Raw genomic sequence first — 22,810 nt, 5'->3', positions numbered from 1 at the left:
AAATTATGAAAGCGTGGACTTTACTGTGTACCCGTGTGTCAACGGGCTTATTACTATTGCTGTGGGGCGCAATAAAAATTGGAGCACCCGACAAAGCAAAAGGCGTTTCTGAAAAATATTACGGCGGCCTGGTCAGTGCGGATGAAATTGTTTTGTTGATGGGCATTGGCCAAATCGTTGTGGGCCTGCTGGTTATATTGGGCTTGTTCCGTAAGTACGCCTACCCGGCACAAGCGCTTATTCTTGGCTTTGGTTTGTTTGCTATCTGGCAGTACATTCTTGATCCTTTGGGCATGTATCTGGCAGCCGATCCAAAACCTTTGTTTTTCCCATCCACCACCGTATTTTTTGCCACACTGATTATGCTTCTGTACAAGGAAGACGATCAGCTGGCTCTAGACAATAAGCTCGGCAAAAGCTGAGTTCTGTCTCCGCTCCCAACCTCACGGCGGCCATCACTTCATCAGAACGAGAGTTTAACCTCGCGCCCGATGAAGTGATGGCGCTTGACAAGCGAACGGTTTTTGATAGATTTGCGGCTCGAAAGAACCAATATCACACTGGAGGGTAATCATGATTGTAGTCAAAACCTTCCGGGCAGTTCGCTGAAATTCGCTTAGGCTTATTTTTCTGCCCGGTTTCTAAACCGGGGCATCACCGCCCCTATTGAATCATCGATTGGACGCAACCCAGGTATGCGTCAGGGGTTCTTATGACTACACGTTTCTCACTGTCCCAATGGGGATGGTCACCCTTTTTCCAACAACAACTCACCCTCGCGGAAAGCTCTGACTATTTGGCCGCGCGAGTTATCGCTCAACATCGTTCGTACCTCGAACTCATTACAGAACTTGGCCAACGAAAGCTGACTCTCACAAACGCAATGCCCACCTTAGCGGTTGGCGATTGGCTTCTGTTGTACGAAGATGGAAGGTTCTATCGCGCATTGGATCGACTCTCACTGTTTTCACGAAAATCAGCGGGCAGCAAGCTTTCCGAGCAACTGATTGCTGTCAATGTCGACACGGTATTTATTACGAGCGCGATGAATCGCGATTTTTCGCTAAATCGAATCGAGCGATACCTCGCCCTGACAAAAGAGGCCGGTGCCGAAGCGGTAGTGGTGTTAACAAAATCGGATTTGTGCGAAAACCCGGAGCAGTATGTAACGCAGGCCCAGACACTGGATCCATTCCTTGTGGTAGAGCCCGTGAACGCGCTGGATTTCAGCCGCGTAAAAAGCTTAATGCCCTGGTGCAAGTCCGGAAACACCGTCGCCATTCTTGGCTCATCCGGTGTTGGCAAATCAACATTGGTGAATACGTTGCTTGGGCAGTCCACACAACAAACCGGAAGCGCCAGGGACGACGATGATAAGGGTCGGCACACAACAACGTCGCGTTCTTTACACCCAATGCCGAATGGCGGTGTTTTACTCGACACACCCGGCATGAGGGAACTGCAACTGGCCAATTGTGAAAGCGGCGTACAGGAAACTTTTTCCGACATCAGCACACTGGCGGAACAGTGTCGCTACAAGGATTGCCAACACGAGTCGGAACCGGGTTGTGCGGTACAGCAGGCGATCGAAAACGGAAGTCTTGATTCACGTCGCCTGGAAAGCTATCTCAAGCTAATGCGAGAACAAGCTCACAATGGTGCCTCTTTAGCAGAAAGAAGAGCCAGGGACCGCTCATTGAGCCGCTATTATCGCTCTGTTTTGAACGAATCCAACAAGTTTAAAAAAGGGCGATAAGGCGCGTACTTTTTTAGCGCTATTAACTTCCAGAATCATAACTTATGGAACCATAACTTACAGGACCATAAACCAGGCCCCAACAAACGGCAGATAATACTGTCGTTTGATGGGGCCTTTTTAAACGCGCTCAATTGAACAACTTAATGGCTCAATTCATAACAAGGCGTGTACTCACCTTTTAACTTCATGCGCCCGGCGCTGACAAAACCTCTCAGTAAGGCATCCATCGCCTGCATAATCTCGGCATCCCCTTTCAGTTGATACGGGCCGTGCTCGCGAATCTGTTCAATACCAAACGGTTTCACATTACCGGCAACAATACCTGAAAAGGCGCTGCGCATATTGGCCACCAGCTCATGCGCTGGCACATCTTTATTCAGAGCGAGGGCCGCCATATTTTCATGGCTCGGAATAAATGGCTGTTGCATGGATTCCGGAATCACCAACTGCCAGTTATACACATAAGATTCATGGGAGCGGCGGCGCTGACGTTTCACGCGCTCTACACCCTGCTTGCTTAAACGCGCAACCTGCTCGGGCTGCCCCGTGATGATCTCGTAATACTTGGCCGCGTCATCGCCGAGAGTAAAGCGAATAAAGTGATCAAGGTCTGCAAAGTACTCAGGCTTTTCTTCCGGTGCGGCAAAAATCAATGGCACTTCGATATCACGATTATCCGGGTGCATTAAAATGCCCAACAGATACATCACCTCTTCGGCGGTGCCGGCACCACCTGGAAAAACGATAATGCAGTGGGCCATGCGCACAAAGGCTTCCAAACGTTTTTCAATATCCGGCAGAATCACCAGTTCATTCACAATCGGGTTCGGGGATTCAGACGCAATGATGCCCGGCTCGGTAATGCCCACATAGCGTCCGTTGTGCATTTGCTGTTTGGCGTGACCCACAGCGGCCCCTTTCATTGGGCCTTTCATAGCACCGATACCACAACCGGTACCCACATCCAGACCACGCAGCCCCATTTGATAACCAACTTTTTTGCTGTAGTCATACTCCAGGCGATCAATGGAATGGCCGCCCCAACAAATCACCAGATTGGGAATACGTTCGGGTTTTACCACACCGGCGTTGCGCAAAATACGAAACACTGCATCACTGATACCTTCAGCATTGCTGAGATCGAAGTTGCCATGCTCACTGAGTTTATTGTGGGTAAACACAATATCGCGCAAAACATCGAACAATTGATCCTGAATACCGCGAATCATCACGCCATCCACAAAGGCGCTGGCGGGTGCATTGCGAACTTCCAGTTTTACGCCACGTGATTGCGGTGACAGTTCAATGGAGAAGTCTTTAAAGCTATTCAGCAACAGTTCCGGATCATCATCTTCCGAGCCGGCATTGAGAACCGCCAAAGCGCATTCGCGAAACAAACGATGCACTTCGGGGTGGGAATCCATAAGGCTTTCCATCTCACGGTGGGAAAGCAGGTTCATGCTGCGTGTCGGTCGGACACTGGCGTATTTGATTTTATCACTCATACGTAATACTCCTTTTTATACAGAGCCAGCATGAGCGATCAATATGACAGACGGTAGAGATTGGTAAAATTTAAATATTTTTTTCTAAATTATGTACTCGTTTACATCTACTCGCTCTATTGCTGAGCTTCCTGAGGTGATTCCAGCCTATCGGCAATCGTGACAATTATCAAGGCCAAGGCAGCACAGAGCGCAAAGCTGATCACCAAGGGTAAGACACTTCCCTCGTAATAACTGCCGATCAAGGCGCCAAGGGCAAAGGAGATCAGTGTAGACACCGAGCCCACAACGGCTGCCCCAATTCCGGCCAGTTTACCCAGCGGCTCCATCGCTACCGAACTCATATTGCCGAACACCAGGCCGACACAAAACAGTAAAATGCCAAGGAACAGCATAAAGGACAACAGGCCCGGCTCACCCAAAACAAATATGCCAATTGAGTACAAACAGGCCATCCCCATCACACAGGCAATCGCCCGACGACTGATCAAACGCATACCATAACGCACCACAATGCGAGCGTTCACAACCGAAGCGACACCGAGGCACAAGGCCAAACAAGCAAATAGCAAGGGGAAATATTTTCCGCCACCCAGCTGAATTTCCAAAATCTGTTGAGACGTCGCCAAAAACGCCACAAAGGAACCCGACACGAAGCCCGCTGCCAAGGTATAACCAATAGCGGTTGGCTGTTTAAACACAAAGGTAAAACCTTTTGCGATATCCACAATATGAAAACGGCGACGACTTTCCTTTGGCAGGGTTTCCGGTTGACGCAGCCCCAACCAAAACCAGATCACCACCCCCAGAATCACAAAGGAGCTGAAGATCATGCGCCAGTCGGCGATCCACAATACAAGCTGTCCAAGACTTGGAGCCAGCGCCGGCACCAGAATAAAGATCGTCATCATAAACGACATTACCCTGGCCATCTCGCGCCCTTTATACAAATCGCGGACAATTGCCATCGTGACCACACGAGGCGCTGCCAGACCAAAGCCCTGCAATAGACGGCCATACAGCATGGTGTCAAAATCCTGGGCGAACATGGACAACAAGCAACCAAAGAGATAAATCCCCAGGCCAATGTAAATGGTTGGCTTGCGACCAATACTGTCCGACAGCGGACCAAAACCAATTTGCCCGACGCCCAAGCCCAAAAACAAATAAGCAATAATCAACTGCACATGATTGGGGTTATCCACCTTCAGCTCATCGCCAATTTGTGCGAGTGCCGGCAACATGGCATCGATAGCCAAAGCCACCAACGCGGTCATCAATGCCATCAGAGCGATAAACTCTGGCAGCTCCAAAGGCTTTTGGGGTTTATTAAACACGTTTACTCCAAGGGCTCTGTGCCCTATCTCACTTCATTACCCGGGCTCGGCGCAGAAGGAATTCTGCGAGCCAATATCAAAGAACCCAATGCCATGGCTGCCCCTAACAGGAACACCGCAGCACTGGATGTCATCCACAGCAAGCCAAAACTCACCGGGATAACCACCGCCGCAATATGATTAATGGTAAAACTCACACCCGAGGTTGCGGCGATATCCTTCGGGTCGGCAATTTTTTGAAAATAACTGTTGATGGCAATCGCCATCGAAAAGAACAGATGATCAATAATATACAGGCCTGCAGCCAGTTCGGCGTTGTCCACAAAAGCGTAGCTGACAAAGACCAGAATCAAACCGATGTATTCAAAGCTCAACGCTGTACGTTCGCCCACGCGATTAATCCAGCGCCCTATCGGAGCGGCAATCACACTGTTAATGGCGTGGTTGATCAGATACAAAGTCGCGATATCGCTGACATCGTAGTGAAACTTCTCGACCATCATAAAGCCGGCAAACACCATAAAGATCTGCCGGCGGGCACCACTCATAAACACCAGCGCATAGTACAGCCAGTAACGGCGGCGCAGAAACAAGCGTTTGTGCTGGGGCTCCTGTTCCGGAAACAATGGATAGGCCAGAAACATAAAAAGCGCCAGCACAATACACAGGCCACCACCGAGCAAATAGGTCGATTCATAGCCAAGCGGTTGCCAGACAATGAAGGCATAAACCACCAGCGAACTGGCCGAACTCAAACCCAGCAATTTACCTAACAATGCCGGAGCCTGATCTTTCGGCAACCATTGCAAGGCCAGGGACTTTTTCAGGGTTTCAAAATAGTGAAAGCCCACAGACATAATAAACGTGGTACACAACAGGCCCATACTGCTTGGAAAAAAGCCCGTTAAAGACACCCCCAAACCCAGTGTTAGCAAAGCCAATATAGCGAAGCGTTGCTCGCGCAGCACCAACAATACAAACACCGCAGTGAATGCCAGAAAGCCGGGAATCTCACGCACACTTTGCAAAAGACCAATATCCGCACCCGTGTACTGGGCACGCTCCACCACAAAGTTATTCAGCAAGGCATACCAGGTCGAAAATGCCAGGGGCATCGCAACGGTCATCAAAGCCAGTAAGGCAAATGGAGAACGCCACCCCGATTGCTGCAATGTTTTTTGCTCTGTGTATTCTATATTCACGAGTGGCGCTCCTGCTCCATGCCATTCCCAAGGCAGTGATCAATCGCTTTTAACACCGGCGACAACACTGCCAGAATATGTGTCTGCTGGCGGTACACTTCCTCGGCCATGGCGGTAATACCACTCACCGCCGGCAAAGGCGCCTGTTGATCCAGCATAAACCGGATGCGTGCAATAAACATAAATTGCAGCCACTGGGAAAAGTCCAGAGTATCAATACAAAACGGTTGCGTGCTGGCGAGCGCCTCATCGCTGGGCGGCTCAACTTGCCACAGATCGAGCTGACGCAATGCCGCCTCCAAATCAAGCAATAAGGCCGCCATATCGGCTGCTTGCTTTTCGTCGCGGGACATCAGCTCAACTCCTTAACGGTGATTTAAAATCGGCGTGCAAACGGCGGTAATGAATTCAGAATGGCCTGGCCGTATCGACGGCTCAACAGGCGTTTATCCAACAAGGTTACCTGCCCGGTGTCGGACTCGGTACGCAGCAAACGACCACTGGCCTGAATCAAACGCACACAGGCATCCGGTACGGTAATTTCCATAAAGGGATTACCGCCACGCGCCTCAACCCACTCAGCCAGAGACGCTTCCACCGGATCATCGGGCACCGCAAAGGGTATTTTAGCAATCACCACATGACTGCAATACGAACCTGGCAAATCGATACCCTCAGCAAAACTGGCCAAACCAAAAATAACGCTTTGCATTTCACGGTCGACGGCTTTTTTATGGGCACTGATAATTTCCTGCTTGGACTTTTCGCCCTGCATCAAGATTCGGCCCTGCCAGGAAATCGGCAACCCTTCAAACACCTCACGCATTTGTCGACGCGAGGAAAACAAAACCAGACTGCCCAGTTCCTCTTTCAATAACTTGGGCAGCAATTCAATAATGCTGTCGGAATGCGCCATGGCATTCCCGGCATCGGCCGCTTCCTCAGGAATCGCCAACAAACCATTGCCTTGATAATCAAAGGGGCTGGGGACTGAATTATAACAGCTGTCGACAGGCGTTCCTGCACGCATACGAAAGCGATCAAATTTCTGTAGGGCCGTCAGTGTGGCCGACGTAACAACCGCACCGCAGCAGCGACTCCATAAACCATAAGCCAGGGTACCGGAGGCCAGAATCGGACTGGAGCAAACTTCCAGATCAATATAGCCACTGATCTCAACCACAGTAATCCAGCGTGCGGTCGGTGGTACACCTTCTTTATCGGGTGTGGCAAAACTTTCCCAGAGGGCGGCATTGGCTTCGGCTCTGGCCTGCCAGGTGCCCACCAAGGGATACCAGTTTTCCAAATCGACCTTGGGAACTTCGCAATAGCTGTCCTCCATGGCCTCTTCCAATTCACGTGCAATTTTTCCCAGCAAATCCTGCAGACGATCGAAAGCGCGATAAATTTCTTCACACTGCTGGCGTTGCTCCGGAGGAATTACGCCGCCTTCAAAACGATAGCGCAATTGGCGATCGTCATCGTCGATGGTATCGGTGAGCGCCTGAAAATCCGGGTAGATGCGATCGAGTTCCTGCCGGGCATCCAGCATGGCTGCGGGCAATTGTTCCGCAAAGCGGTCGACATTACCCGCTCCGGAAATATGCCCCAACATGGCCGCCAGCTGTTTATTACTTTGATCTAACCACTTTGAAGTCGACAGCATGCGGCTGTGATGGGCGAAGTGTCCCAGTGCCTTATCAGGCAGATGATGGCCTTCATCGAAAATATAAATGGCATCTTCCGGCGCGGGCAAAATTGCACCACCGCCCAAAGCGAGATCCGCCAACACCAGGTCGTGATTGGTCACAATACAATCGACGTTACCAATATTGTCCCGGGCTTTTAAAAAGCTGCAGCTGGACACATTAGAACAGCGTCGACCAGTGCACTGCCGGTGATCAGTTGTCACGCGACGCCAAACATCGTCTTCCACGCCGTCGGCCCAGGCATCCTTATCGCCATCCCATTCGTTGGCGGCGAGTGCATCGACCATATTTTGATAAATTTTAACGGTCTGCTCGTCCACACCACTCGCATATTCTTCATAAAGCGCCTGGGTGGGATCAACCGGCACCGGCGCATCAACCTGCTGCAGCAGATTGTCGAGTTTGCTCAAACACAAATAGCGCCCACGCCCTTTGGCCAGCGCAAAACTGAACTGCAAGCCGCTGTTGTTGCGCACATCGGGCAGATCTTTATTCACAATCTGTTCTTGCAGGGCTACGGTCGCAGTGGAGACTACGAGCTTTTTCCCCAACGCCTTGGCAATCGGTAAGGCCGCCAACAGGTAGGCGACGGTTTTACCGGTTCCGGTTCCCGCTTCCACGACGCAGATATGGCCATCGCCATGGCGTTGATCATTATCGTCCAGCACGATGCCACCCAATGTGCGGGCGATATCCGCGATCATCAGCTTTTGCCCGTAACGTGGCTGCAGACCTTTGGTCTCTAAAAACTGGCTGTACGCGCCCTGGATCTGGCGCTTGAGATCATTTGTGAGCATGGAGCAATATGGCGTTTGGTTGTGGGCTTCGCTTACAGTGGAGCAAAACTACTGGATAAATATCAGGTAGGGCATTCTACATGGTTTGCGGCGCGGAGAATAGCTGGATCCCCGATGCACACTGACGGGGATCTACAGTGTGAAGGCCCGAGCACTCCCAAAGGGGCAGGCCCTTGAGTTGAAATACGCTCGATCCATCCGGGCACTTAGACGGCGACCTCCATGTCGCAATATGGCTTCTGCTTCAGGCTCCGCCCCCTTCAGGCATACCCTGGGAATTTCGGAAAGCAGAAGAATAAAAGCCCTATTTCGATAGTTTATTGCTGACCGGGTTGGCGTACATAGCCAGATAAATCTCTCGCTGATCTTCTGGAACCTCGGCCAAGCGCTGTTCAAACTCCGCTTGCTCTGCGCTGTAAGCTTCGGCTTTGAAATCCATTGAATCGGGGCCAACTTTGATCATTGGCCACTTTTTATTGAGCTTCTCAAAAGCAAAGCAATTGCTGGGGAACAAGCGGTATTCCAGACGAATCTGGCGATCGATCTCGGCGGCAACGTCGTCGGTATTTTCAAAATCACCACGCAGAACTTCACCAAAGGCAACGTGCACGCGGCCTTTATCGCCCACAATACCCTGGGCAATACTGGCGATATCTTCATGCTCATCTTTTTCATAGCCGCCGTCTTGAGTCTGACAATACAGCTCATTGGTCTTCATGGTATCGCAGGGGTCCAGCTCATAGGAGATCGCCACAGGAACGATATGCAATTCGTTGATGTATTCACTCAGACTGCGTTGCTTGCCCTTGCTGAGCGCAATCATGCTGATCACCGCCGGGTTGGTTACATCCAAACCATCTTTCGCACGCCCCTCACGGTGAGCGATCCAGATATTGGCCTTCTCTTCATCGATGGAATGATGAATGTAGCTCGACAGATGCTTGGCCGCCTTAAGCTTTTCACGGGGCGCGGTCGCGGAACGATTGACAATAAAGCTCTTGTTCAAGCGCATCAAATCCGACACATAAGGCTTGGTCAGCAAGTTGTCACCAATGGCAATGCGCACCGTATCAAAGCCGTTGTTATACAAAGCCATGCCAACAAAGGCCGGGTCCATGGCGATGTCCCGGTGATTGCTGATAAACAGATAGGCATTATTCGGATCGAGATTCTCGATACCGGAAACGGTCAGCCCACGGGAAGTGCTGTCGATCATTTTATCCATATAGGCTTTGACTTCAGCCTGGAAATCCTCGACGTTTTGTACCTTGGCCAAGCGACGCTGCAGCGCCCACTTGATCACCGGACGGAGTACGCCCCCGATCAATCCGCTCAAGCGGGGAAAACGAAACGCTGCGATCGCTTGTAATAGTTCCGGATCGTGAAGGATTTTATCCAGAGTGGGGCGAACTTCAGCATCATTATAGGGGCGAATATCGTCAAACTTGCTCATAGTGTTCCTGTAGCAACAAAAGCGGCCAACAAGCGGCTGGCCAAAACCTGCCAACATACCGAAAAGGCGCCACAAAAGCTATATGTCAAAGCCGCCGATATCAGCGTCTATAGCGTCCTGCCAAGCCATTGTGTCGCTCCCATGATAGAATGCCGGGCTTTTGAAAATGAGGGTTCAGCATGTCGGCCAGCAATTGTTATTGCCAAAGCCAGGCCAGTTTTGAAGACTGCTGCCAGCCGATTCTGGCGGGGCAGCCTGCCAAAACGGCTGAAGCACTGATGCGCTCCCGCTATACGGCCCATGTTCTGGCCAATATCGATTATCTGATGGCAACCTGGCAACACAGCGGCGGCCAGGAAAGCGACACCCGGCAGTGGGTCGAATCCCACGACTGGCTGGGCCTGCAGGTTTTGCAATGCCGCAAGGGTGGCCCCAATCATCAGGAAGGCAGCGTCGAGTTTATTGCCTATTATCGGCCGAAAGGCAGTCAGGAAAGGCTCGCACACCACGAGCTTTCCGACTTCGTTAGAATCAATGGCAAATGGTTCTATGTCGAAGGCCAAACACCGAAAAGCGCGCCAAAGAAAACCGGACGCAATGACCCTTGCCCCTGTGGCAGCGGCAAAAAATTTAAACGCTGCTGCGCCTAGCCAGTAAGCGAGAGGAAGATCACCATGAGCGCCTCAGTAACGACGCTTTATCAACTACTTGAAAACATGAAAGTGCACTGTCGCTGGTTTGACGCTGGCCATCGCATCAGCAAACTCAGCCCAAGCCAATGGCAACAGTTTGAAGATGGACACATCGCCTATCCGCAACCCTACTTGAAACATGCTTATCTGGGCTTGGCCTTTTGGCCCGAAGACGATCAGCGCAAACAGCAGGTTCAGCTCTGGTGTTTGCGCTTCCCACTGGATGAACAGGGCAAACTCGACCTGGCCAGTCGCGATCAGTTTTTAAAGCATCTGCTTACCGCCTTAAGCAGTAATTTGGAAGCCGCCAAAAAAGACGAGCAACTAACCGCCGTATTGGAAGGCAATCCCTATGTATTCAAACCCAGCGATGAAAAACAGGCCAATCTTCACGCCGTGGTCAGCCAGCAATTAAAGCAACCCCACAGCGCTTTTATGAGCACTGTATTGAATTATTTCGCCCACCCCGAAGGCGATGACTGGCAACAACTGGGCATTCAAGGCCTGGCCGATCTGGCCTGTCGCTGGCTAGATCATCAAAACGACATCTGCAAAGCCATTCCCCAGCTGCCCAGCCCGGTATTGTGCAGCTTTTGCCACTGCCTTGAGCATCACGCCATTAACGGCATGGTGGCCGACGCCTTGCTCTCTCGCCTGGAAAACAACGACGACAAGGCCGAGCAAATTGCCCTATTACGCGGCATCAGCCACTGCCAGGATAATGCGCGCATAGAATCCGCCCTGAATCTGGTGCTCTCAAGCCCGGTGATTATGGATGTGGAAATGCTGGTCAGCTTGAGCAGCCGCTGCAGCCAACAACTGATCACCGAAAAATACGCTTTGGTATTTTTAGAGCATTTGGCCGCTGCCGGTAACGATATCTTTGCAGCGGTGATGCAGGAATTATTATTCCAGGCTCCACTGCGCGAACCCTTGCTGGGCTATATACGCTCACCCGATCGCTCAGAGACGCTCAGCCAGGCCATCGGGCATTTGTTCTCCCAGCCCAAACACACTGAACCCCAAGCCGAACAAAAACACTAAGCCGTAGTTTATGAAAGCGCCCAGCCATATCTTGCAGACCATTGCCGACGGATTGGATTTAATCGCCAACCGCTGGACGCTCAGTATTCTGCAAGCGGCCTTTCAAGGCTGCTGCCGCTTCGATGAATTTCTAAAACACACCGGCATCAGCCGGGCCACCCTGACGCGCCGCCTGGAAGAACTGACCGAACACAATATTCTCGTCAAAACACCCAGCGACCACCCTCGCCGCTTTTTGTACATCTTCAGCGAACGCGGCCTGGGCTTACTAAACGCCTCACTACTGGCCCGCGAACTCGAAGCCGCCTGGAGCGGCGAAGCACCGAGGCCACTGAAACACACAACATGCGGTCATGAATTTCGTGCCAAACTGATTTGCGAACACTGCAACAGTGAATTGCACGATAAAGATATCACCTGGCAACAACGCGACCACGGCATAGACGAACTGCAGGAACTCAACCAACTGCAAGCCGCCCTGAGCAGCAACGGAAAAAGCAAACGCCCAAGAGACAGCGCACTCAACAGTAAAAAAGGTCAAAGCGTCGTCGCGAATATTATCGGTGATCGCTGGTGCTTGTTAATTATCATTGCCCACCTGCTCAAAGTATCGCGCTTTGACGACTTCCTAAAACTCCTCAACATCGCCCCCAGCACCCTGAACGCACGTTTAAAACTGCTTCAGGAACAAGAGCTGATTGAAAAAGAGCAGTACCAGGAAAACCCACCCCGTTATAACTATCAGTTAAGCAAAAAAGGACAAATGGCCGGGCGTTTTATCAGTGAACTTCGGCAGTGGATTCTGGCGGGCGATGGAGAAAGCGTTAGCAGTCAGTTGGTCCATACGCCTTGCGGGAATAGTTTGAAGCAGAAGCTGGTTTGCGAATGTTGTGGTGGAGTTCCCAGGGCAGATGAGCTTTCGTCAATCAAATAACAGTACAAAGTAGATCTTCAACCAGGAAGCCAATATACGCATTCATAGAAAATGAACAATAAAGAAAAATACATTCATTTGTTTATCAGTGCCTGCTTCTTGGCGCTTGGAGTGGTAATTGCTTCAAAATCAACAGTATCATTTTATGATCTAAAATATGGAAGAGACCTCGTCTTTTCGGGGACGAGCAAATACATATTGGCCTTATCAGTCCTCTCCTGCGCATTGGGGTTCTTTGGAAATTTTAAAGAATTGAATAGAGACTATGAAATCCTGAACGCAGAAAACCCCTTCATTTTTTCGTTTATCGCATCCTTTATCTTTTTATTGCTCGCCTATGCCATTGAAAATGGCACCTTCCAATGATGCCAAGGCCTTAATCCCTGCACACACATTGTTTAGAACCAACAGAAAGTACTGCACACTGATTTTAATCGCGCTACTTACACGAACCCTGCTCGACGCAAGAACGCACGCCTGAATCCTGCTGACATATCCTGTCAGAGCGACTTGGTATCGTCCCCATCACTTTAGAAGAAGGATACCATCTATGAAAATGAACTACTTCGTTCTCGGCACCAATGATATGGAAGCAGCAATAGCATTCTATGATTCACTTTTTGAACAAACGGAATTTAAACAAACCTATGCAACAGAACGAATGACCTTTTGGCAAGGTGAAGATAAAGACTCCGCATTTGCCGTGGCCAAGCCTTTTAACGAAGAGCCCGCCACTCATGGCAATGGCACAATGGTTGGATTGAGTGTTGGCTCTATTGACGAGGTGAAACGCTTGCATCAAAAAGCGCTTCAATTGGGCGGCACTTGCGAAGGCGAGCCTGATCAGCGCGGACCTCGTTTCTCGGCCTATATCAGAGACCTTGATCGCAATAAAATTGTTTTTTCCGACTAATAGACGGATAACGCACTATTTTACCAGGCGCTGAATATAAACGGCGCCGGAGTTTTTGCCATTATCCGCTCGATTGGGTGAAGCGATAATGGCATGGCCTTCGGAAAGGGCCACATTCCAACCCAACCTATCACCTGCCATGCCGTCAACGGCCAAAATCTTTGAGGAATACGCCCAATCACCGGCAACCTTCTTGTACACATACAGGGCGCCAGCATTATTGTCTTTTTCATCGTTGTGCATAGCGCTGATAATTGCTGTGTTGCCTTTCAGAGCTACACCCCGGCCAAACCGGTCATCAGCCTTACCATCGGGCGCAAGAAGCTTTTGTGTCTGCGACCACTGACCCTTTGATCGTTCGAAGATATAGGCCGATCCCGCGTCAACCCCAACACCCTCAACATCATCGCGCCTTGCAGAAATTAACGCCGTGTCGCCAGATAATGAAACTCTTACACCAAAAATGTCCACAGCCCCACCATCTTCAGCCATAAGCTTGGCCTGTTGGTACCACTGCGTGCCATCATAAACAAAGGCATAAACAGCGCCCGCCTTTTCAGCTTTTTCATCGTTTAAATCAGCACCCACAAGAATGGTATTTCCATCAATGGTCGCACTGATGCCAAAAAGATCGCCCTCAGCGCCATCGCTTGCCGTAAGCTTCGCCTGAAACTGCCACTGATTATTCATGCGCTGGTAAACATACGCTGAGCCAGAATCCACTGCTGACGCATCACTGCGTGGAGCACCAATCACCAGAGTGTTATCTGTCAGCGCGATACTTTGGCCAAAAGAATCACCCTTTTTTGCATCAGCAGCCATCAACCACTGCTTTTCATACCACTTGCCAGATTCACGCTCAAACACCAACACAGCACCCGCGTTTTCAGCAACATCATCCCGACCGATAACCCCCAACACCGCCGTGTCGTTCTTTAGGGCCAAATTCCCGCCAAGCGTGTCTCCTTCAAGCGGTGCACCGGCCACAAGCTTGGCCTCGAAACGCCAACCTTCTGAGTCCAATGTATAAACATAAGCAGAACCGGAATCTTGAATCTCACCTTCGTCAGCTCTAAACGCACCAACCAAGGCGGTACGACCATCGATAGCAACACTGTATCCAAACTGATCCTCCGCCTGACCATCGCTGGCGACCAACTTCTGCTGCCCCGCCAAAGATTCACCCGCTACCAGCAAGCTCAAGACAAAAGCGGCTTTTACAGTTAATCTTTGTCGCATGGAATCTTGTCCTCTTATTTTAGAAGGCTAGCGGTTGTTTTGTGGCACACAGGTTTTTCTGATTTTAGTCATTATATACGCTGCGACAATAAGGGTTTAGGTAGACAGCCTAATAAAAAGGATGAATATAGCAATGCAGCTCCATAGGAAGGTGAAATCATGGATTTGAATTTTCAATATGCACATCATGCTCTTAATGAATCAGAAACGCAGTCAAACATAAGCAAAGACGAAGCCATGATTGCTTTCGATCAATTTGATTGGGAAGGAGAGGTTGGAAAAGCAAACGAATTGCAGAAATGTTCCCCCACTCTATCGATATTGATCAATGGGCAAGATGAAATGTTATGGGTATCAGGATTTGGAGAGGGAGGAGGCCTACAGTTTGTGTCTGAATGCTATTTCCCTGGGGACGTAAGCCGCTGGTTTGGCTTATATAAGTCGAAAGGCACTGTTATTTTGCAGACCCAGACTTTTAACAAATCGCAGGCCCGTGAAGCGCTAGAACTTATCATTGATAGAAATTACGATGGATTGAAAAAACTATTTAATCAATAATATATTCACATGACATTGCGCAGAGCAGCAGGTGGTACCAGCTACTCCGTTCAATGAGCCTATAAAACCCAAGATTCAATCAATGCAGTTAATTTTTCAACTTCGGAATCAAAACCGGAGTATTCCGCTTATAAGCCTGATACTCCTCTTCTTCTCCCCAGCGCTTATCCGCCCCGGCTTCCAAACCGGGAATACCGGAAATACGAGTCAGCAACAGAATGACAAACACAGGGCTTAGCAAAGTGGCGTACTGCCAGGATTGCAGTACTGGCACGGCTAGAATCGCTACGCCTATCCATAAGCAGATTTCGCCAAAATAGTTCGGGTGGCGGGAGTAAGCCCATAAACCGGTATTGATATAACGTCCCTTATTGGCTGGATCGGCGCGGAAGAGTCGTTTTTGGCGATCGGAAATTGCTTCAAAGGCGAAGCCGAAAATCCATAGCGCGATGGCGAAGCCATCCCACAACTGCAACTCTAAAACCTTTTCGCTGCTGATGGCGGCCAGTGCGGCAGCGGCCGTGAAGGATACCCATAGGCCTTGTAGCGTCCACACCACAAAGAAGCGAGGAGCATTGGGCTTGATCTGATCGAAGCGGTGGTCTGAACCGTCTTGCAGGATGCGAGTAAACAAGAAGCTGCCTAAACGCAGTGCCCAGATAAGCACCATGGCCGTCAGCACGATGCTGCGCATGTCGTCTTTCGCGGCAAGAAAAACAGCGAGCAGCGTCACACCGATATAGGTAAGGCTGCCGGTTAAGTCAAAGTAGCGCTCGGTCTGCCAAATATAGGCCGGAATAAACATCAGCCATTGCACGGCAAAGGCCAAGCCCATACACAAGGCAAAAATGGGCCATTCGAAAGCCGCCAAACTGTGACTGCTGCCCGCATAGCCCAACCCAACCGCCACTGCCGCAATCACCAATAAGAACTTCAACGCCCGCATATACTTCGCCATAAGGCCCCCGCTTTTAATTATTTTCTACGCATTGCCAGAGATTTAGGATCATCGGATCATGTTACTATCACTATAAGACTTAAAGATGCCTCGATCAAGTAATACCTGCTAATCCAGAGACTGAATATAGCTACAAATTTTGCCCGAATTTGAGGCCATAGCGCGGTAAAGATGCAATGCAGTTGAACACCCGAGCCTCTTGGCCACTGTTTTCAACTGATCAAAGGGACCAAAAGCCCGGCTGAACCATTCAGAGCGAGCGCCGAAGGAGCAAAAAAGACTCGCGTTTTTTGCGAGGTTTTTTTGTGAGTGAGGGAAACCTGGAAGGTCGCCGATCGTGAAGCAGGGCTTTTGATCCCTTTGATCGACCACTGAAACTGAAAAGAAACCCGCCTGAGATTTAAAACGGATTCACCGTATAACCATTCTGCTGCAAAAGTGCATGGGCCGTCATCGCCGACAAAGACATTTGCACGCCGTCATACAAATCTTCGTTTTTAATATCGTAATACGCCGCTGTCTGGCCACACAGGAAGACTTGAGTATTGTTGTTCATCAACGCTTTCAACAAAGGTAAATTAGGGTTCTCGGTCAGCTCTTTGGCTTTGCGTGCCCTATTGTGCAAAAGGTCGAGACCGGCTTTACCGTGCACCACCAGAGCCAGCTCAATATTCTCTGGTTTTACGCCAGCGGCGATATGCATATTGATAAAACGGGCGAGAGAATTGAAGTTGCGATTCAGCTTACCCGGCTCAGCAGGCTTACCGACATCGAAGGCCACTTTAAACTTGGCATCTTTGCTGACGGGTTTGCTTTGATTAACCTTGGCGTTTTCACCAAAGTTCTTAATCTGCGGACCGGGAGTAAAGGCATCAGCTCCGGCCAATGCTATATTCTGTGTTGCCAGAATCAAAAACAATACCGCTACGAATGTGTTAAACAACTTCACCTTAAGCTCCCTCTACTGTTTATTGTTACATGCTTGTACTGTTATGTGCTTGAATCAATGCCTGATTGCAATGAATCAGTTCAGCCCCTGGCGAATAAACCGCATCAGATACTCTTTCACTTCTTCCTCGGTGTAATCCTGAACGCTCCAGTAGCGTAACGACCAGACATTACAGAAGAAGTAGACCATATTGGCCGCCAAACGTGATTTCGGCGCATCGAATACGCCTTCTTTGTTGCCCTCAATAATGATCGCTTCCCAAAGCTGGGTGAACTTGCGTTCAATATCAAAGACCTTCTCACGATTGTGACGGCTCAGGGCACGGGTTTCGCGATATACCAGATTAATGTAACGGCGATTTTTGGAAATGTACTTCATATAAGCCGTGACCGCCTCTTCCAGCTTCTGGGCCGGCGGGTGATCGGTGCTCATCTCCTCGTACATATAATCGAAGATTTCCTCCATGCAACCGCTGGTAATCATAAAGAGCAGATCTTCCTTGCTCTCGATATACTGGTACATGGTGGAAATAGGTAGACCCGCAGCCTTGGCAACTTTACGAATGGTGGTCGCCGCATAACCTTCACGACCAATCACCTCGCAGGCACCTTCAAAAATACGACGTTTTTTATCTTCTATGGCCTGCTCTTTGGGCGTTAATGGCTGACTTTTGCTCGCGACCGGCTGTTCATTACGAGCCGCTACAATTTCTTCGGCTTTGGCCGCCGCTTCCTTAATATCGTACCACTGACCTTGCAGGTTATATTCGGCGATGAGCGTTTCCGGGCTGGCCTTATGTTCCGGAGCACCACGGAAGAGCTGCACACGAATGGCGCAACGCTCGGCATTTTTAAAAATAATTTCTGCGATGGCCTGAAGACTGTCACCCTCACCTTGGGCAAAAGCATTTAAATGGGTATTCTCGATGCGCAGCAGATGGTTCTTCTCCTGGCTGCGCAATAATTCATGGGCGGCCACCCAGGCCATGCGAGCACAGGCATCATCCAACACCCAGGCGTGATTACCGACATCTTCCTTGGTGAGATCCGACTCCACACAAACGCCCTTGTCACTGTTGCGTTTGCGTATGCTGTAGCTGCTTTCTATTTTATTGAGCTTATGTTCCAAGCTTTTTTCTGCAGTTTGTGTCTCTTCGGCCATTGGGTCCCCCAAATTTTGCCCAATTGTAGCAAATCCATTGAATAATAAACGTATTATTATACAATTATTGATCATAAACGATGACAATCAATACTATGTCACCCAATCAAGCCAACACACCGAAGCCCGACAAATCACAAACGGTCAGTCACGCACCCGCTGGCCGAACGTTTCTGAAGTATCTGCTGCCTTCGCTGATTGGCCTGCTGGCCATTTCCTCCGCTTCGATTGTCGACGGCATCTTTATCGGCCGCTATGAAGGCGAAACCGCTTTAGCCGCAATTAATCTGCTGATCCCGATTTTTTCCGTGTACGCCGGGCTTTTTTATATGCTGGCCGTCGGCGGATCCGTATCAGCGGGAAAATGGATTGGCGAAGAAAATTATCAAGACAGCTCAAATATTTTCAGTAAGGCATTAATGGCTCTGATTGCTGTCTCCCTGTTGTTTTGCGCACTCAGCTTTACCCTGGCCGAGCCCCTATATCGCCTGCTCGGCGCGGATGACTCCCTGAAGAGCCTGCTCGACAATTACTTTAAAACCCTTCTGCCCTTTTTGCCGGTCCAGGCCATGAGTATCGGCCTGTACTTTTTTGTCCGCATTGCGGGGAAGCCTGCTCTGGCATCGGCGGCTCTGATCTCGGCAGCGATTTTAAATGTCGGGCTCGACTATCTGTTTATCGCACGACTCGACCTCGGTCTCTATGGCGCGGCCCTGGCCACCGGCTTGTCTCAACTTTGTGCCTTATTGGTGCTGTCACTGTATTTCCTGCACAAAGAGCGAATTCTGAGCTTCTCATTTCGCCAGAAGAACTGGTCCAGTCTCGCTCAGAGTTCTTTCAACGGCCTGTCAGAATTTATTAATGAGATGTCCGCCGGCACCGTAGCTTTTATTATTAACTTGCTGATCATCAAGCAACTGGGCACCCAGGGGCTGGCTGCCTTCAGCCTGGTGAACTACACCATGTTTATCGGTTTGCTGGTGAGCTTCAGCATCGCCGATTGCCTGCAAGCACTCAGCAGTCAGTGTTACGGCGCAAAACAATGGCAGCAACTGCGCCGCTTTCTGTTGATTGCGTTGAGCGCCAGCATCAGCGTGGGCATCACCTTCAGTGTTATTTTGCTCAGTTCCGCTGAGCACATCATGTCCGTATTTATCCAAGGTGATAAACAGCCACTGCTGGACCAGGCCCGGGCATTTGCCGATATTCTGTGGCCAGTGTTTATCCTTAATGGTTTAAACATCACGTTATCGGCCTACTTAACCGCACTGCATCGGGCGGCCGCGTCATCCTTTATTGCACTCAGTCGCAGCCTGATTTTGCCCCTGACCTTTATCGCGGTGTTTATCTATTTAGTACCGGAGTATTCTCCGGTACTGAGCATTACCCTGGCTGAAGCCGGCACCCTGATACTGGCGGTGCTGCTGTATAAAAAATACAGCATTGCCAAACTAATGCGCCACGGGCAACTATAAGCCCATCGGATTGTCGATAATAAATTGCCACTCACCACAGGCGGATTTTCGCAACACATCGATGGCTCGCTGGGGCTCGGGAGTATCCGATGGGTCATCGGCCCAGTGCCATGCCACCACGACCAGCGCGGTATCATCAACGATATGAATACTGCGCTTAAGCAGATTCATATTCGCGATGATGGTGGAGAAGCGCTCCAACTCTGAATGCAACTCATCGTCGTTTTGCGTTAACTCACCATCGGGTTTCACATAAGCCCCTTGCTCAACATAGAGCGCTCGGGCTTTTGTAAAATCTTTTTTCAACAGGGATTTGACCAGGGTTTTGTAAACCAGCTCAATAGCTTCTTTGTCATGTGCACTCATGCTTTGCCCTCACTCAAGCAGGATTTTTACGATAGGAATCTTTAACCAGAATCTTATCGCCTTCAAAAACAAAGAGATCGCAACCCATCAGGTTTACCGAGCTGCCATCCGCTTTTGTGCCGGTAAATCGCCATTCTGAAACACCCCGATCACCGGCCACAAAGTGGCTATCTTCATTCCATTTGGCATCAGGGAACACCGTAAAAATAGCTTCATAGCTTGCTTTTACTGCTTCCACGCCCTCAGCGCGCTTGCCAAAGACATCTGCACCGGCAGAACTGTCGAAACGACACCCCTCAGCCATGCATGCCATCAGGGCGTCGATATCATGATCGTTCCAAGCCTGGGCAAAGTCTTTGAGCAATTGCAAACGAGTTTGAATCAATACGTCAGTCATTGTTGTTATCCTCTAATTCTTTTCAATAAAGTCCGGCCATAGCCTGGGAATGACATCGCCGCTGCTGTTCAAACCGTGACAGCTATCCAACAGGGGCTTAAATACCTGGGGATTTTCCCGGTAATCAACCGGGCGATACACCGCATCGGTAATGGCCTGGTACGCCACCGTTGCCATAGGCCCCAGCAGTTCGCGCAAATGCGTGCACCCTTCCACGCCACCCAGGCGCTGTTTAACTTCACGCTGCCAGCCAGGCCCAATCACAACACCAAGCAAACGCTGATAATTGGGCAACACCTGCGGGCAACGTTGGTAGGGGGTATCTGTCATGCCCGTTTCCACTTCGCGAATGGTCATCTCCAGATCAATACTGATCCGCAGAAACATATTGTGAAGATAATCATCACTGCCGATTAATTCCCTGTCGGGCGTACTCAGATCAAAGTATTTTTTGTCGGTTAAATGCGCTTCAATATCCCACAAGCCATCATCGCGCTCATAGGCCTGCACTTGAATATTCCGGGTATGTGATCGTTTTCTGCTTGACATGAATCAGTCCGGTTTAGTTGCCAAGGCCTTGCAGATAGTAATCCGCAATCGCCGCATTACCCGACACAATAGATGTCGCCAGGGACTGGGTTCTCGGCAGAATGCGTGCGACATAAAACTCCAGCAACGCCGTTTTTTGCTGAAGAAAGTCTGCACTGTAATCCGAACCTGAATAGGCTTCAGCAGCACAAGCTGCACGTAATAGATAGTGGGCCGCCACGATATATCCACAATACATCAGGTATTCACTGGCGGCGGCATTGACTTCAGCCATGTCTTCACTGAACGTCGGCAAGCATTCCCTGTTTAAACGCTGCCAATCCTGAACCGATTGGGCAATCTGTCGAGCGCTTTGGTGCAAGCGTTGATTATCCAGAGTCAATGCCTGTTCGCAGTTATCCTGAATCTGTTGAATAAAAAGATTTAACTGCTGTTGTTGATCCGCGATGATTTTGCGCGAGATCAGGTCGATGCCCTGAATCGCCGTTGTACCTTCATAGATGGCCGTAATGCGAACATCGCGGTAGAGCTGCTCCATGCCGTATTCCTGGATAAAACCATGGCCACCCAGAACCTGCACACCATGACTGGTGGCTTCCATCGCCACCTCGGTAATAAAACCTTTGGCAATGGGTGTTAGAAAAGCCAACGCGGCTTGAGCCGATGCAGCAAGCTCTCCACCATCATGGAGACGATCTACCTTGGCCGCCAACTCATAAGACATCATTCTTGAGGCCTCTGAAAAAGCCTGCTGGGTAAGCAGTAATCGGCGAATTTCCGGGTGAGCGATAATTGGGTCAGCCGCTTTCTGATCGTTAAAGCGGGGGCTCGCCTTCATTTGCAAACGTTCTTTGGCATAGGCCAGGGCATTCTGAAAGGATTTTTCAATTTGTCCCTGGGCTTGCAAGCACACATCCACCCGGGACTCATTGATAAAAGTGAACATATTGGCAAGACCACGATTAGGCTCACCGATCAGAAAACCTTTCGCGCCATCAAAATTGATCACACAAGTCGCATTACCATGAATGCCCATCTTGTGTTCGATAGAACCGCAAGCCACGGAATTGCGCTGATTGAATTCGCCGTTCTCGTTCGGCAAAAACTTCGGCACCAGAAACAGCGAGATGCCACGCACTCCCTCTGGGGCACTTTCGATGCGTGCCAGGGTGATGTGCACAACATTGTCGACCATATCGTGCTCACCGGAGGAAATAAAAATTTTACTGCCACTCAGTGAGTAACTGCCATCGTCGTTGACAACCGCTTTGGTTTTCAACAAACCAAGATCCGAACCACAGTGCGCCTCGGTCAGGCACATAGTACCCTGCCAGCGGCCGCTGACTAATTCAGGTAGATAATCGGCTTTTTGAGATTCCGTACCGTGGGTTTTTAAGGTCGTTACCGCTCCCCAGGTAATGGTTGGGTACAGAGTCCAGGCCAGATTGGCACTGACCAGCATTTCATAGAGCGAAAACTGCAAGCTCATGGGCAAAGCCTGACCACCCAACTCTTCTGGTTGGGCCAAAGCTGGCCAACCATTTTCAACAAACTGCTGGTAAGCCGCCTTAAAGCCCTTTGGGGTGCTCACTTCACCGTCTTGCCACTGACAGCCTTGCTCATCGCCACTCTGATTTAAAGGCGCCAACTGCTCCTCCGCAAAGCGACCGGCTTCCCCCCAAACGGCGGTGATAAAATCCATATCCAAATCCGGCGAATAGCTATTTGGAATATCCATCACCTGCTCAAAGGCAAAGCGAATGCTGTCATAAGGTACGTGATACTGAGTCACAATAATAATCTCTCAAAAACG

At 50.0% G+C, this 22,810-nt stretch carries 22 protein-coding genes; 8 read left to right on the top strand and 14 right to left on the bottom strand.

All coding sequences use genetic code 11. The features are described 5' to 3' along the window. The first annotated feature begins 5 nt into the window (after positions 1–5). Entirely contained in the window at positions 6–422 is a 417-nt protein-coding gene (locus tag G8768_RS05190) for a hypothetical protein (RefSeq protein WP_166850289.1), read from the top strand. A gap of 290 nt (positions 423–712) precedes the next feature. Then, positions 713–1,756, top strand: a complete 1,044-nt coding sequence (gene rsgA, locus G8768_RS05185; RefSeq protein WP_166850298.1) for a ribosome small subunit-dependent GTPase A — start codon at positions 713–715, stop codon at positions 1,754–1,756. Between the two features lie 143 nt (positions 1,757–1,899). Here the strand turns inward: rsgA and ppnN are convergent, their stop codons facing one another. The 6 genes from ppnN to G8768_RS05155 all read right to left on the bottom strand — a co-directional run bounded on the left by ppnN (position 1,900) and on the right by G8768_RS05155 (position 9,762). Then, on the bottom strand, positions 1,900–3,264 hold the full coding sequence (gene ppnN, locus G8768_RS05180; protein WP_166850302.1) for a nucleotide 5'-monophosphate nucleosidase PpnN: 1,365 nt from the start codon (positions 3,262–3,264) through the stop codon (positions 1,900–1,902). A gap of 116 nt (positions 3,265–3,380) precedes the next feature. Then, positions 3,381–4,601 carry a multidrug effflux MFS transporter gene (locus G8768_RS05175; protein ID WP_341800973.1) on the bottom strand — a complete coding sequence of 407 codons (1,221 nt, stop codon included), beginning with the start codon at positions 4,599–4,601 and terminating at the stop codon, positions 3,381–3,383. A gap of 23 nt (positions 4,602–4,624) precedes the next feature. Beyond that, the gene (locus tag G8768_RS05170; RefSeq protein WP_166853380.1) at positions 4,625–5,728 is read right to left on the bottom strand and encodes an MFS transporter; all 1,104 of its coding nucleotides are present in this window, start codon (positions 5,726–5,728) and stop codon (positions 4,625–4,627) included. A 71-nt stretch (positions 5,729–5,799) separates the two neighbouring features. Continuing rightward, a complete protein-coding gene (locus tag G8768_RS05165; protein ID WP_166850304.1) occupies positions 5,800–6,156 on the bottom strand; it encodes a YqcC family protein in 357 nt (118 codons plus the stop codon). Positions 6,157–6,179: 23 nt separating this feature from the next. Beyond that, the gene (dinG, locus tag G8768_RS05160) at positions 6,180–8,309 is read right to left on the bottom strand and encodes an ATP-dependent DNA helicase DinG (protein WP_166850307.1); all 2,130 of its coding nucleotides are present in this window, start codon (positions 8,307–8,309) and stop codon (positions 6,180–6,182) included. A gap of 304 nt (positions 8,310–8,613) precedes the next feature. Beyond that, complete coding sequence (locus G8768_RS05155; RefSeq protein ID WP_166850312.1) at positions 8,614–9,762, bottom strand: 1-acyl-sn-glycerol-3-phosphate acyltransferase; 1,149 nt, start codon at positions 9,760–9,762, stop codon at positions 8,614–8,616. Positions 9,763–9,941: 179 nt separating this feature from the next. Here G8768_RS05155 and G8768_RS05150 point away from each other — a divergent pair, with 179 nt between their 5' ends. The 4 genes from G8768_RS05150 (at position 9,942) to G8768_RS05135 (ending at position 13,345) form a co-directional block, all read left to right on the top strand. Further along, positions 9,942–10,412: a YchJ family protein gene (locus tag G8768_RS05150; RefSeq protein WP_166850317.1), complete on the top strand. Its 471-nt coding sequence runs from the start codon at positions 9,942–9,944 to the stop codon at positions 10,410–10,412. Between the two features lie 24 nt (positions 10,413–10,436). Further along, positions 10,437–11,498 (top strand): DUF3549 family protein, encoded by a 1,062-nt coding sequence (locus tag G8768_RS05145; RefSeq protein ID WP_166850318.1) that lies wholly within the window; start codon positions 10,437–10,439, stop codon positions 11,496–11,498. A gap of 10 nt (positions 11,499–11,508) precedes the next feature. Next, positions 11,509–12,432: a winged helix-turn-helix transcriptional regulator gene (locus G8768_RS05140; RefSeq protein WP_166850319.1), complete on the top strand. Its 924-nt coding sequence runs from the start codon at positions 11,509–11,511 to the stop codon at positions 12,430–12,432. Between the two features lie 550 nt (positions 12,433–12,982). Next, the gene (locus G8768_RS05135; RefSeq protein ID WP_166850321.1) at positions 12,983–13,345 is read left to right on the top strand and encodes a VOC family protein; all 363 of its coding nucleotides are present in this window, start codon (positions 12,983–12,985) and stop codon (positions 13,343–13,345) included. Between the two features lie 15 nt (positions 13,346–13,360). On the opposite strand, the gene G8768_RS05130 is transcribed toward G8768_RS05135, so the two are convergent. After that, positions 13,361–14,584 (bottom strand): FG-GAP repeat protein, encoded by a 1,224-nt coding sequence (locus G8768_RS05130; protein WP_166850322.1) that lies wholly within the window; start codon positions 14,582–14,584, stop codon positions 13,361–13,363. Between the two features lie 159 nt (positions 14,585–14,743). On the opposite strand from G8768_RS05130, the gene G8768_RS05125 reads away from it, so the two are divergent. Next, the gene (locus G8768_RS05125) at positions 14,744–15,142 is read left to right on the top strand and encodes a hypothetical protein (protein WP_166850323.1); all 399 of its coding nucleotides are present in this window, start codon (positions 14,744–14,746) and stop codon (positions 15,140–15,142) included. Between the two features lie 88 nt (positions 15,143–15,230). On the opposite strand, the gene G8768_RS05120 is transcribed toward G8768_RS05125, so the two are convergent. The 3 genes from G8768_RS05120 to G8768_RS05110 all read right to left on the bottom strand — a co-directional run bounded on the left by G8768_RS05120 (position 15,231) and on the right by G8768_RS05110 (position 18,210). Further along, positions 15,231–16,100 (bottom strand): DUF1295 domain-containing protein, encoded by an 870-nt coding sequence (locus G8768_RS05120; protein WP_166850324.1) that lies wholly within the window; start codon positions 16,098–16,100, stop codon positions 15,231–15,233. 400 nt (positions 16,101–16,500) lie between these two features. Further along, the gene (locus G8768_RS05115) at positions 16,501–17,049 is read right to left on the bottom strand and encodes a DsrE family protein (protein WP_208020072.1); all 549 of its coding nucleotides are present in this window, start codon (positions 17,047–17,049) and stop codon (positions 16,501–16,503) included. Between the two features lie 75 nt (positions 17,050–17,124). After that, positions 17,125–18,210, bottom strand: coding sequence for a TetR/AcrR family transcriptional regulator (locus tag G8768_RS05110; RefSeq protein ID WP_184679351.1), 1,086 nt, complete (start codon positions 18,208–18,210; stop codon positions 17,125–17,127). Positions 18,211–18,305: 95 nt separating this feature from the next. On the opposite strand from G8768_RS05110, the gene G8768_RS05105 reads away from it, so the two are divergent. Beyond that, positions 18,306–19,685, top strand: coding sequence for an MATE family efflux transporter (locus G8768_RS05105; RefSeq protein ID WP_166850330.1), 1,380 nt, complete (start codon positions 18,306–18,308; stop codon positions 19,683–19,685). On the opposite strand, the gene G8768_RS05100 is transcribed toward G8768_RS05105, so the two are convergent. Genes G8768_RS05100 through G8768_RS05085 form a run of 4 tightly spaced genes read right to left on the bottom strand, consistent with a single transcriptional unit; the run spans position 19,680 to position 22,789 of the window. Continuing rightward, positions 19,680–20,051 carry a YybH family protein gene (locus G8768_RS05100; RefSeq protein WP_166850332.1) on the bottom strand — a complete coding sequence of 124 codons (372 nt, stop codon included), beginning with the start codon at positions 20,049–20,051 and terminating at the stop codon, positions 19,680–19,682. The genes G8768_RS05105 and G8768_RS05100 overlap by 6 nt on opposite strands. Positions 20,052–20,064: 13 nt before the next feature. Then, a complete protein-coding gene (locus G8768_RS05095; protein ID WP_166850335.1) occupies positions 20,065–20,448 on the bottom strand; it encodes a nuclear transport factor 2 family protein in 384 nt (127 codons plus the stop codon). A gap of 12 nt (positions 20,449–20,460) precedes the next feature. Continuing rightward, positions 20,461–20,997 carry a DUF2889 domain-containing protein gene (locus G8768_RS05090; RefSeq protein ID WP_166850338.1) on the bottom strand — a complete coding sequence of 179 codons (537 nt, stop codon included), beginning with the start codon at positions 20,995–20,997 and terminating at the stop codon, positions 20,461–20,463. 13 nt (positions 20,998–21,010) lie between these two features. Next, positions 21,011–22,789, bottom strand: coding sequence for an acyl-CoA dehydrogenase family protein (locus tag G8768_RS05085; RefSeq protein ID WP_208020071.1), 1,779 nt, complete (start codon positions 22,787–22,789; stop codon positions 21,011–21,013). Positions 22,790–22,810: the final 21 nt, after the last annotated feature.

The sequence above is a fragment of the Pseudoteredinibacter isoporae genome (assembly GCF_011602085.1).
GTDB classification, from domain to species: domain Bacteria; phylum Pseudomonadota; class Gammaproteobacteria; order Pseudomonadales; family Cellvibrionaceae; genus Pseudoteredinibacter; species Pseudoteredinibacter isoporae.
Note: the sequence above shows the minus strand (reverse complement) of the source record. Positions and strands in the feature narration are given on the sequence as shown.